Annotated in this window: 6 protein-coding genes; 2 read left to right on the top strand and 4 right to left on the bottom strand. The window is 70.2% G+C overall.

From position 1 onward, the window contains the following. Window positions 1-16: 16 nt before the first annotated feature. Window positions 17-997 (bottom strand): ABC transporter substrate-binding protein, encoded by a 981-nt coding sequence (locus ACQPXD_RS18685; RefSeq protein ID WP_432840123.1) that lies wholly within the window; start codon window positions 995-997, stop codon window positions 17-19. Window positions 998-2,493: 1,496 nt separating this feature from the next. Here ACQPXD_RS18685 and polX point away from each other — a divergent pair. Then, window positions 2,494-4,218 (top strand): DNA polymerase/3'-5' exonuclease PolX, encoded by a 1,725-nt coding sequence (gene polX / locus ACQPXD_RS18680; protein ID WP_432840121.1) that lies wholly within the window; start codon window positions 2,494-2,496, stop codon window positions 4,216-4,218. On the opposite strand, the gene ACQPXD_RS18675 is transcribed toward polX, so the two are convergent. After that, window positions 4,215-4,652 carry a MarR family winged helix-turn-helix transcriptional regulator gene (locus ACQPXD_RS18675; RefSeq protein ID WP_432840119.1) on the bottom strand — a complete coding sequence of 146 codons (438 nt, stop codon included), beginning with the start codon at window positions 4,650-4,652 and terminating at the stop codon, window positions 4,215-4,217. The genes polX and ACQPXD_RS18675 overlap by 4 nt on opposite strands. 71 nt (window positions 4,653-4,723) lie before the next feature. Here ACQPXD_RS18675 and ACQPXD_RS18670 point away from each other — a divergent pair, with 71 nt between their 5' ends. Next, entirely contained in the window at window positions 4,724-5,779 is a 1,056-nt protein-coding gene (locus tag ACQPXD_RS18670; RefSeq protein WP_432840117.1) for an NAD-dependent epimerase/dehydratase family protein, read from the top strand. Between the two features lie 7 nt (window positions 5,780-5,786). Here the strand turns inward: ACQPXD_RS18670 and ACQPXD_RS18665 are convergent, their stop codons facing one another. Continuing rightward, window positions 5,787-9,062, bottom strand: a complete 3,276-nt coding sequence (locus ACQPXD_RS18665; RefSeq protein ID WP_432840115.1) for a glycosyl hydrolase family 95 catalytic domain-containing protein — start codon at window positions 9,060-9,062, stop codon at window positions 5,787-5,789. Then, complete coding sequence (locus ACQPXD_RS18660; RefSeq protein ID WP_432840113.1) at window positions 9,059-11,560, bottom strand: galactose-binding domain-containing protein; 2,502 nt, start codon at window positions 11,558-11,560, stop codon at window positions 9,059-9,061. The genes ACQPXD_RS18665 and ACQPXD_RS18660 overlap by 4 nt, the downstream gene beginning before the upstream one ends. Window positions 11,561-11,939: the final 379 nt, after the last annotated feature.

Here is an 11,939-nt window from a genome sequence, read left to right as displayed (position 1 = left end):
CAGGCTCCCGGGCCGCTCAGTACTTGCGGCTGGGCAGGGCCGCCTTGGCCTGCTCGGGCGTGAACGTGGTCTCCTCGGTGAGGATGCGCTGCGGCACGCTCTCCCCGTTGACCACCTTCTTGGCCAGATCCATCAGCTGGGGCCCGAGCAGCGGACTGCACTCGACGATGTAGTTGATCTTCCCCTCGGACAGCGCGGTCATCCCGTCCTTCACCGCGTCCACCGTGATGATCTTGATGTCGACGCCCGGCTTCTTGCCGGCCGCCTCGATCGCCTCGATCGCCCCGAGCCCCATGTCGTCGTTGTGCGCGTAGAGCACGTCGATCTTCGGGTTGGCCTTGAGGAAGGCCTCCATGACCTCCTTGCCCTTGGCCCGGGTGAAGTCACCGGTCTGCGAGGCGATGACCTTGAACTTCGGGTCGGCCTTGATGACGTCGGCGAACCCGGACTTGCGGTCGTTGGCCGGCGCCGAGCCGGTGGTGCCCTGCAGCTCGACGATGTTCACCGGGTCGGTTTTGCCTTGGTACTCCTTGACCAGCCACTCGCCGGCCTTCTTGCCTTCGAGCACGAAGTCGGAGCCGAGGAACGACTTGTACAGCGTGGTGTCCTTGGAGTCGATCGCCCGGTCGGTGAGGATGACCGGGATCTTCGCGTCCTTGGCCTCCTGCAGCACCGCGTCCCAGCCGGACTCGACGACCGGCGAGAACGCGATGACGTCCACCTTCTGCGCGATATAGCTGCGGATCGCCTTGATCTGGTTCTCCTGCTTCTGCTGCGCGTCGGAGAACTTCAGGTCGATGCCGGCGGCCGCCGCGGCATCCTGGATCGACTTGGTGTTCGCCGTCCGCCACCCACTCTCGGCGCCGACCTGGGCGAACCCCATGGTGATCTTCCCGTCCCCACCACCGGCGGAGCCGGCATTCTCTCCACCGCACGCGCCGAGCACACCGACGAGCAGCAGCCCACCGACCAGCGCGGCCGACCATCTCTTCAGCACTGCGTCTGTCCCTTCGAGATAGTGAACGGTCACATCAACCCACGCATAGCCGAACATCGGGGGGTGTACGGCATTTACCTGGAACTAGTCCGGTTACGTCGCATCGGACATCGCGGTTGTAGTTGGTGAGTGTTAGCGTTCTCATGACACGCGTCAAGTAGCGACGGCCGGAAAGTTGCCGGAAGGAGACCCTGCGTGACCACACCCCCCGCCCCCGCAGCGAGTGGCCGGCCAGCACCCGCCGCCCGCGGCGACTTTCACGTGGGGGGCGTTGACGGCCGCGGCGGTCGTCGACCCTGAGGGCGGCGCGGCAGGGCGGACCGGTGCGGATGGCCGCACCCGCCGGGCACGACCGCCGATCCGCGCGGCCGCCCCGGACGTATGTCTCCGGGATCATGATGCTCGCGCTGACCGCACACCGGGTTTGTCATGATCCCGGAGACTTGTGGTACACGGGGGTACATCAGCACTCCACGATCATGAAAAACCGTCGGTGCCGGTGCCGGTTGCGCATGATCACGGAGACTTCCGGTCGCCACGCCGCGCCCCGCGGCGCGCAGCGCCCGAGTGGTGGGATGCGATCGGCGACCGCCCCAGAATGTGGGACGCGCAGGCCGGGCACACGCAGCCACCGACAGGCACGGCGCCCAGCGGCGCCGCTGCCCGAGTGATGCGGGCCGGCGCCGGGGTGCGCCGCGCTCGGCGACGCGCAGCGCCCCACCGCATGCAACCCGATACGCCGCATGGGCCCCGACCGCGGACCGCGCTCGCCATGGACGCGCGGACCGCGCGGGAGCAGCACACGGACGCGGGAGCAGCGCGCGGAAGCGGGAGCAGCGCGCGGAAGCGGGAGCAGCACACGGACGCGGCACGCGGGAGCGGCACGCGGGAGCGGCGCGCGGACGCGGCGCGCGGACGCGGCACACGGACGCGGCACGCGGGAGCGGCACGCGGGAGCGGCACGCGGGAGCGGCGCGCGGACGCGGCGCGCGGACGCGGCACACGGACGCGGCACGCGGGAGCGGCACGCGGGAGCGGCACGCGGGAGCGGCACGCGGGAGCGGCGCGCGGACGCGGCGCGCGGACGCGGCGCGCGGACGCGGCGCGCGGACGCGGCGCGCGGACGCGGCGCGCGGGAGCGGCGCTGGCGGTGCCGGTTCGCGGGTGGCCCAGCCCAGCGCGGCGTGCGAGGTGCGGGGCGCGCCCTGCGGCCCGCAAGGTGCACAGGCGCCACGGTGGCTGCGGGCCGGGCGCGTCGGCCCGACCTCGCCCCGCGGCTCGCCCTGGCGGCCACGCCGAGCACCGCGACCCGCACCGACCCGCGGGTGCGGGTGCGGTGACCCCGACCCCGCGGGCGGCGCACGCCAGGGCCGGCGCCGCATGGCACCGTGACTGCAGGATCCTCACAAGATACGTTGTGTATCTTCTTGGGGTTAGCATACTGGGCGGGCGTAGGATACGCAATGCCTCTTAGCGGCCGGTCCTAGACTGGAGGCATGGCGCGGGCGAACGACGCCGTCGCGGCGCTGCTGCAGGAGTATGCGGATCTGCTGACCGTCACCGGCGGGGAGCAGTTCAAGAGCCGGGTGTACGAGAAGGCGGCCCGTGCGGTCGGCGGGCACCCGGTGGACGTCGCGACCATGGATGACGGCGGGCTGCGACAGATTCCGGGCGTCGGTGCTTCGATCGCGGAGAAGATCGCGGAGTACCTCCGCAGCGGTCATGTCGCCGTCGTGGACACGCTGCGTGGGCAGGTGCCCGGCGGCGTGCCGGAGCTGATCCGGATCCCCACCCTGGGCCCGAAGCGGGCCGTGCAGCTGCACGACGAGCTCGGTGTGTCCTCCGTCGACGAGCTGCGGGACGCGATCGTCGCCGGCAAGCTGTCCGGGCACCGGGGGTTCGGCGCCAAGGCGGCCGAGAACATTCTGCACGGCATCGAAGTGCTCGAGCGCAGCCACGGCCGGGTGCTGCTGTCGGTGGCCACCGCGGCCGCGGAGCAGGTGGTGGAGGCGCTGCGCGAGGTGACGGGGTGCGAGCGGTGCACCTGGGCGGGCTCGCTGCGCCGGTTCCGCGAGACGGTCGGCGACGTCGACGTGCTCGTCGCGGCGAAGCGGGCGGGGCCGGTGATGGATGCCTTCACCCGGCTGCCGGCGGTCGCCGACGTGCTGGCCAAGGGGGCGACGAAGTCCTCGGTGCGGCTGGAGGGCGACCTGCAGGTGGATCTGCGGGTGGTCAAGCCCGCGGCGTGGGGCGCGGCGCTGCAGTATTTCACCGGATCCAAGCCGCACAACGTGCGGGTCCGCGAGATCGCCGTGCGGGCCGGGTTCAAGCTCTCCGAATACGGGCTGTTCCGGGTCGACGACGGCAGCCTCGTGGTGTCGGAGACCGAGGAGGCGGTGTACGAGCGGCTCGGCCTGCAATGGGTACCGCCGCCGCTGCGCGAGGACCGGGGCGAGGTCGAGGCCGCCCGGGAGGGGACGCTGCCGGCGCTGGTGACCGCGGACGACATCCGGGGCGACCTGCACACCCACACCGACCTCACCGACGGCGTGGCGCCGCTGGCCGAGATGGTGGCCGCGGCGAGGGCCCGCGGCTACGAGTACTACGCCGTCACCGACCACGCCAAGAACATGCCGATGCAGCGCATGACCGACGCGAAGATGCTCGCCCAGCGCCGGGAGCTGCGCGAGCTGGAGACCGGCGACGGACCGGCGCTGCTGCACGGTACCGAGCTCAACATCGGCCCGGACGGCGAGCTGGACTGGCCCGACGAGTTCCTGGCCGGCTTCGACCTGTGCGTCGCCTCGGTGCACTCCCACTTCACCCAGCCGGCCGGCCAGCTGACCAAACGGCTCGTGCGCGCGTGCGAGAACCCGTACGTCACCGTCCTGGGCCACCCGACCACCCGCCTGCTCGGCAAGCGCCCGCCGCTGGACGCGGACTTCGACGCCGTGTTCGCCGCGGCCGCCCGCACCGGCACCATCCTGGAGGTCAACAGCTTCCCCGACCGGCTCGACCTGCCCGACGAGCTCATCCTGCGCGCCAAGCGGCACGGGGTCCGCTTCGCCATCAACACCGACGCCCACGCGCCGGTGCACCTGGACCACCTGCGCTACGGCATCGGCACCGCCCAGCGCGGCTGGCTCACCCCCGACGACGTGGTCAACACCTGGCCGCTCGACCGCCTGCGCGACCACATCGCCACCAAGGCTCGCTCCTAGTCCGGCCGGCTCACGATGGCCCGCAACGCGCGGCGGAGCTGCTCCGCGGCCGACCGGCTGAGCGGCGCGAGCAGCTCCCGCTCGGCGGCGTCGCTCGCTTCGCGGGCGCGGTGGAGGGTGCGCTGGCCGGTGCCGGTCAGGCCGATCACGTTGCGGCGGCGGTCGTCGGGATCGGGGCGGCGCTCGACCAGGCCCTTGGCCTCGAGCGCGTCCAGCAGCGCGACCATCGTCGTGCGGTCGATGCCCAGCCGCTGTGCGGCCTGCTGCTGCGACATCGGCTCGGCGGCGGCGAGGACCAGCAGCACCGCCAGCTCCCGCCCGTTGATGCCGTGCGGGGCCAGCGCCTTCGTGTTGAGCTCGGCCATCCGCAGCTGCGCGTGCTTGAGCAGGTAGCCCAGCCGGCTGCCGGGCTCCGGGCCGTCCGTCGTTGACACGCGCCAACCCTATCTCTAGCCTGATCGTCAGTTGCACTGATTATCAGTGGTACTGCGGGAAGGCGGACCCGATGATTCTGGTCACCGGCGGCCTGGGCTTCATCGGCTCACACACCGTGCGGGCGCTGGTCGACCTGGGCGAAGGGTGCGTGCTGGTCCAGCGCCGCGCCGGCGGGCCGCCGGCCGGCCTCGACGGCGCGCGGGTGGCGGTGGAGCGGGCCGACATCACCGACCTGCCGGCGCTGCTCGACATCGGCAGCCGCCATACCATCACCGGCATCGTGCACCTCGCGGGATCGGTACCGTGGCCGCCCGGCGCCGACCGGCCCGTCGATGGCGCGCGCAAGGCGATCGACAGCCTGCTCAACGTCATCGCGGCGGCCGAGGCCTGGGGCGTGCCGCGGGTCGGCGTTGCCAGCACCATCGGGGTGTACGGCGGGGTCGCCGCCGAAGGCGCGCTGCGCGAGGACATGCCGCTGCCTATGATCGCGGGACACATCATCCCGGCCTTCAAGAAGGTCGGCGAGCTGCTCACCGACCACCTCGCCGACGCCACCGGCATCGAAATCATCAATTACCGCATCTCCGCGGTCTGGGGCCCGCTCGGCCGGCCCGCGAGCCCGTTCTTCGCCGCCCCGCAGCTCGTCCACGCCGCCGTCCGTGGTGCCGCGCCGGCTCTCGGGCCGCTGAGCCCGCCCGTCCACGCCGCCGTCCGTGGCGCCGCGCCGGACCCCGGGCCACTGGGCCTGCCCGTCGACGCCGCCGTCCGTGGCCCCGCGCCGGATCTCGGGCCGCTGCGCCCGCCCGTGCACGCCGAGGACGCGATCGACCTGTGCTACGTCAAGGACTGCGCCCGGGCCATCGCGCTGCTGCAGCTGGCCGGGCGGTTGCACCATCGCACCTACAACGTCGCCTCCGGCCGCGCCACGACCAACGCCGAGGTCATCGCCGCGATCAGGCGGGTCGTCCCGGACGCCCGGATCGACCTGCCCACCGGCGGCACCGGGCAGTACACCTGCCTCGACATCACACGCATCCGGCAGGACACCGGATATCGGCCCGTCTACGACGCCGAGCGCGCAGCCGCCGACTACATCGGCTGGCTGCGCGCCGGGAACGAGCGTTAGCGCCGGATCAGGCGTACACCTCCATCTCATACAGTGAATAGCCCCACTGGGCGGATTTCGTCACGCCTTGCATGCGGACGTAGCGGGCCGGGCCGCTCACCGCGAGCCTCTCAGTGCCGCCGGGCGAGTTGTTCTGGGTGTAGATGTCGCGCCAGGCCGAGCCGTCGGTGGAGGCCTGCAGCTTGTACGCCTTGGCGTAGGAGGCCTCCCAGCGCAGGTCCACCTCGCGCAGGTTGTACGTGCCGCCGAGGTCCACCTGCAGCCAGTTGTTCGCGTCCTGGCCCGCGCTCCACCGGGTGGACTGGTCCCCGTCGAACGCCATCGCGGCGGCCTGCTGGGCGTTGGACGCCGACGAGGCCGTGGCGGGCTTGCCCAGGGCCAGGTTGACGGCGGCGGCGCTCAGCGTCAGCTCGACGGTGACGGTCCGGCCCTGCTGCAGCGGCAGGACGCGGGCGATGCCGCCCAGCGGCGAGCTCTGCACCGTGACGCCGTCGGCGGTGACCGAGGCGATGCCGGAGCGCTGGATCAGGGTCAGGTTCTGGTTGATGCTCGACGTCAGGGTCACCGTGACCTTGCGGGCGTCGGTATCCCAACTGAGATTATCTATCTTGAACTGGCCCTTGCCGAGCATGCCGGAGATGGAGCCCCGTTTCAGCGTCTTCGGCAGGGCGGGCAGCAGCTCCAGGGTGCCCGGCTGGGTGGCGGCGAGCATCTCCATCATGATCGTGGGCACCGAGTTGACCACGTCCGTGGCGAAGACGCTGTGGTTGTTGTAGTGGGACGTGGCCATGCTCGAGTAGTAGTAGTCCTCCTTGGCGAAGCGCAGCAGCTTCGCGTTGACCGAGTCGGCGTTGTTGAGGTCGGCGGCGATGAGCGCGCCGTGCAGCAGGCCGTGGCCGGCGTTTTCATAGTTGCCGGCATCTTTTTGCTGCAGGAACGCCTTGGCCGCGTTGTACTGCGCGAGATTGGTCTCCGGGGTGATCTCCCGGTAGGGCCAGACCGGCATCAGCCCGCTGGAGTGCCGATGCTGGTATTGGTTCTGGTTGGCCAGGCCCGGCCAGGCCCATTCCGCGAGGGCGCCGTCGTTGTTGATGAGGTACGGCGGGAGATGGTCGAGCTTCTCCTGCCAGACCGGGATCTTGTCGGCGTCCCGGCCGAGGGCCCGGCTGGTCTGGATCAGCGTGGAGAGGGCGAACCGGGCGCCGGAGACGTCGTAGACGGAGTTGACCGCCAGCGGCACGCCGCCCGGCGGGCGGTTCTCCGGCGAGATGGACCCGGCGAAGACGTAGTTGCCGTTGGCATCCTTCTTGACGAGGAAGTCCTCGTAGAAGTCGCCCATGTCGCGGATCAGCGGGTAGTACTGGTTGGCGAGGAACGTCTTGTCGCCGGTCACCTCGTAGTACTCCCAGAACGGGTACAGCAGCCACGACTCGCCGCCGGTCACGTACTGGTACGGGTAATCGTCATTGATGTTGGAGATGAGCCCTTCCTCGTTCGGCGTGTTGCCGCCGGTGAGCATGCCCCGGGTGCCGAGCAGCTTGCGGGCGTTGGTGCGGAAGTCGTTCTGCCACTGCTGGTTGAGGTAGAAGTACCCGGCCATCGCCTCGGGCATGTTGCCGATGTTTCCGCCGGAGATCTGCAGGTTGAGGTTGGCGTCGAGGTGGTAGTAGCCGTCCCAGCCGACGTTGCTGTCGCCGGTCCAGTTGCCCAGCAGGTCGGGCGCGGCCGTCTCGTTGCTGGAGGCGAGCAGGTGGTACCGCCCCGCCGAGAACATCCGCTCGTAGAGCGCCGGGATCGGGTTGGCCGACGCCTTCTGCTCGGCGAGCAGCTGCTCGGTCGGCTTCGCCCGGTCCGCGGCGCCGGCCCCGAGGTCGAACGACACCCGGCCGAAGATCTCCCGGTGCTTGGCGGTGCGCCGGTCCCGCAGGATCTGGTAGCCGTCGGTGATCGAGGCGAGCCGCGCCTGCAGCAGCTGCTTGTTCCACTCCTGCTCGGCGGGGACGCCGCCGTTGTAGGTGCCGTTGTAGCGCTGGGTCAGCGACAGCAGCATCACATAGGACGCGTTCGTGACCGACACGTCGGTGCCGCTCATCGCCTTGGTGCCGTCGGTGACGATCCGGGTGACGCCCTCGTAGCCGGCGTTGTAGCTGCCGCTGGGGTACTTCGCCCGCAGGTTGAGGTAGTCGGTGGTGGAGTTGTTGGTGTAGGTGACGCCCCTGTTCGTCAGGTTCATGCCGGGGTCGATGGACAGGCCGAGCTTGACGTCCAGCCGCTGCCCGCTGGGCGCCGGCAGGTACTGCACGGTGACCCCGTCGGTGCGGGACACGAACGAGTCGCGCTGCCACCGGCCTTTGTTGTCGTTCCAGTTCACCGACACCACGCCGTTTGCGTAGTCGGTGGAGCGGACGTAGTTGGTGATCGGGCCGCTGTCGGGCAGCTGCATGGTCATCTTGAAGCCCGGGTGCTTGCTGCCCTCGCCGCCGCCCTGGTATCCCTGCACGTCGGCGGCGAGCTGGTTGGCCTGCTGGTACTGCCCGGCGATCAGCAGGTCGCGGATCCGGTTGATGTTGTCCGGGCTGACGGTGTTGAAGGTGCGGTGCGGGCGGGCCTCCGGGCGGGCCATGAAGAACCGCTTGTCGTCGAATACGACGGTCTCGTTGCGCGGGTTGCCGAAGACGATGATGCCCTGCTTGCCGTTGCCGGCGAGGAGGCCGTTGGCCCAGTCGGCGTAGGTCTGCGGGTAGCTGTTCGACGGCGCGATCGTGGCCGCGCCGCTGCCGCCGCCGGTCGAGCCGGTCGTGCCGTACACCTCGAACTCCCACAGCGAATAGCCCCACTGCGTGTTCGGCGTGACCCCCTGCATGCGCACGTAACGGGTGGTCCGGCCGACGGTGACCGTGTCGGCGCCCCCGTCGCCGGTGGTGGTCGAGTAGATGTCCGTCCACTGTGTACCGTTGTCGGACACCTGGACCTTGTACGCCCTGGCGTACGCGGTCTCCCACGACAGCACGACCGTGGAGACGCTCGCGGCGGCGCCCAGGTCGACGGAGATCCAGGCGTCGGTGTCGTTGCTGTGGTCGCTGGACCACCGGGTCGAGGCGTTGCCGTCGATGGCGTTGGCGGCGGTGAGGGTACCGTCCTGATAGGACGCGACCGCCCGGGCGCCCGGGTTGCGGGCCAGGTTCACCGGCGTGTCGGCCGCGGCCGCGGGAATCCGCTGCGCGGCCGGGGCGAGCAGCAGGGCGGCGAGGATCACGGCGGCGCCCTTCATGCCCCGCCTCACGACCCGCTCCGGGCGATGCGCACCGACGAGATGGCGTCGTTGTTGCCGGTGTTGACGAGGTTCGGCGCGTCGGCGGTGAAGGTCCAGGCGGTGCCGGAGAAGCCGGCGTCGGCGTAGGCGGTGACGGTGTAGCCGGCCGGGACCCTGATCGACGAGACGGTGTCGTTGGCGATGCCGGCCGCCTGCAGCTGCGCCAGGTCGTAGCTGCCGGCGGCGAGCGTCGCGGAGGCGCCGCCGTAGTTGGCGTCGGCGTAGAACGCCGGGCCGGCGCCGGTGGCGGTCGCCGTGCCGTACACCTCGAACTCCCACAGCGAATAGCCCCACTGCGTGTTCGGCGTGACCCCCTGCATGCGCACGTAACGCGTGGTCCGGCCGACCGTCACCGTCTCGGTCCCGCCGCGACCGGCCGTGGTCGAATAGATGTCCGTCCACTGTGTACCGTTGTCGGACACCTGGATCTTGTACGCCCTGGCGTATGCCGTCTCCCACGACAGCGCCACCGTGGACACGCTGGAGGCGCCGCCCAGGTCCACGGAGATCCACGCGTTGGTGTCGTTGCTGTGGTCGCTGGACCATCGGGAGGACGGGTTGCCGTCGATGGCGTTGGCGGCGATGAGGGTACCGTCCTGATAGGACGCCACCGCTCGGGCGCCCGGGTCGCGGGCCAGGTTCACCGGCACGTCGGCGGGCGGCGCGGGCGGCTTCGGCACGGTCTGCCCGGCGGGCGGCCACAGCGCGAACGCGTTCGTGCCGCTGTGGGCGGCGGCGAACGGGCCGGCCATCACGTTGGCGGTGTTGATCGGGCCGCCGAAGAAGTCGGTGGTCACGTCGGCGGCGATGCTCTCGTTGGCCCGCGGGATGATGCCGACCCGGGCCTTCGTCACCGGGGTCAGGCCGCTGATGCCGGTGGTGTTGAGGTCGAAGGTCAGCGACATCTGCGTGTTGGTCGCCGTGTAGCGCACATTGGACAGGGCGCCGGTGAAGTCGCCCTCCTTGACGTGCGTTTTGTTCGTGGCGTTGTCGGGCAGGGTCGAGCCCTGGACCAGGTTGTTGTACCAGAAATCCTTCATCGGCGACGTGAGCGCGGTCGTCTCGTTCATCGTGCCCGGCTGGAAGTAGTAGGCGTCGCGGCCGCTGCCGTCGATGTTGATCCGGCCGTTGTCGATGAACAGGTTGTCGGCGAAGACGATGCCGGTGGCGTCCAGCGTGCGGATGTCGCTGTTGCCGATGAACACGTTGTTGTCGACCAGGATCGGCCCGTGCACGGCCTCGGCGTAGTAGCCCCACGGGCAGTTCATCACGATGTTGCCGGTGATCCGGACGTTCTGGTTGCCCCAGTCGGTCCAGATGCCCGCCGAGTTGCCGCCCTTGGAGTTCTTGATGTAATTGCCTTTGATGAGGCCCTCGTTCATGTAGTGGACCTTGATCGGGGCGGTCTCCGCGCCGCTGAACTCGTTGCGGTAGTTCGTGTCCTCGATCATGTTGTAGAGCATGTCGGAGTTCCACGAGAAGACGCCGGCGATGCCGGACTGGCCGGACTTGGCGATGTAGTTGTTGCGCACGATGTGCGAGCCGTACTTGCTCGTGTCGTGGAAGTTCGTCCGGGTCGTGCCGGGCCGGTTGCCGGCCCACTCGTCGTTGCCGAGGCCGATGTCGATGCCGATGGTGCGGGCGTTGACGACGATGTTGTTCTGGATGTTCCAGCGCAGGCCGCCGTTGACGCTGATGGCGCCGGCCTGGCGGCGCGACGGGCTGCTCGGGAAGTCCGAGTAGGTGTTCGCCGCGTGCTTGACGGTGAAGCCGTCGACGGTGATGTAGCCCAGTCCCCACGCGTCCGGGGCGAAGACCTGCCGGCGCACGTTGATCTCGGCGAGGCCGGCGTTGGGGTCGGCGCCGCCGAAGTTGGCCCAGATCGTGGTGTTGCCGCCGGACACCTGGGAGAACCAGGTGCTGGGCGCGGCCTGCACGTCGCTCAGCGCGGGCTTCTCGTAATAGGCCTGCTCGCCGAGGTAGACGTCGCCGGCGGTGTAGCCGGGGAAGAAGCCGCCGTCGCCGCCCTGCGGCTGGCCGGTGGCGTAGGGGTTGTAGTCGCCGAAGTACGAGCCCGGCAGGGTGACGCTCCAGACGTTGCCGCTCGAACGGGCCCAGGTGTTGATCTCCTCGGAGCCCTTGACGACGACCTCGCCGTCGCCGGCGTTGGTGTAGATGATGCGGTGCGCCTCGTCGGTCCCGCCCCTGGCCGGTTTGACGGTCTCGCGGTACAGCCCGGCGTGGACCACGACCGTGTCGCCGGGCTGCGCCTCCTGCGCCGCCCGGTTGATGGTCAGGTACGGCGCGGCCTGCGTGCCGGCGTTCGCGTCGCTGCCGTTCTTGGCGACATGGATCGTGCGCGCGGCCAGGGCCGCCGTCGGCGCCACGATCAGGCTGAGTGCCACGGCACAGAGCGCCGTGAACCCGGCGGCGATGCGCGCGGCACGCCGGGTCGTGCGGTGAGTCATGGGGGCTCCTTGGCGGAAGCGGATTCCGGCGTGTTCACCGGTCACGGCCCATCCGAATGGCGGTCGGTGGCCTCGGCGAACGCCGCGAAGGGCAGGGGCGGTCGTGGCGGAGGGTCACAGCCTCACACCACTTAGTTAGATTATTAATCTATTGGTTCGCCGATCGCATCAATCTATGCGGCTCGCTGTCCGCCGTCAACCCGGGAGCACGGCGGCCCCCGACGCCGACCGACCTCCGGCGACATGGCAGCGCGGACATTCCGGATGCCTCAGCCTTCGGGCGAAACATGCGACAGGCTCGGCCGCGCGGCGGGTGAATGTCTCCGTGATCATGATCCACGCGGTAGCCGCGCGGCGGGTTCGCCATGATCCAGGAGAC

Source organism: Dactylosporangium sp. CA-092794 (assembly GCF_050948465.1).
Classification (GTDB): domain Bacteria; phylum Actinomycetota; class Actinomycetes; order Mycobacteriales; family Micromonosporaceae; genus Dactylosporangium.
Note: the sequence above shows the minus strand (reverse complement) of the source record. Positions and strands in the feature narration are given on the sequence as shown.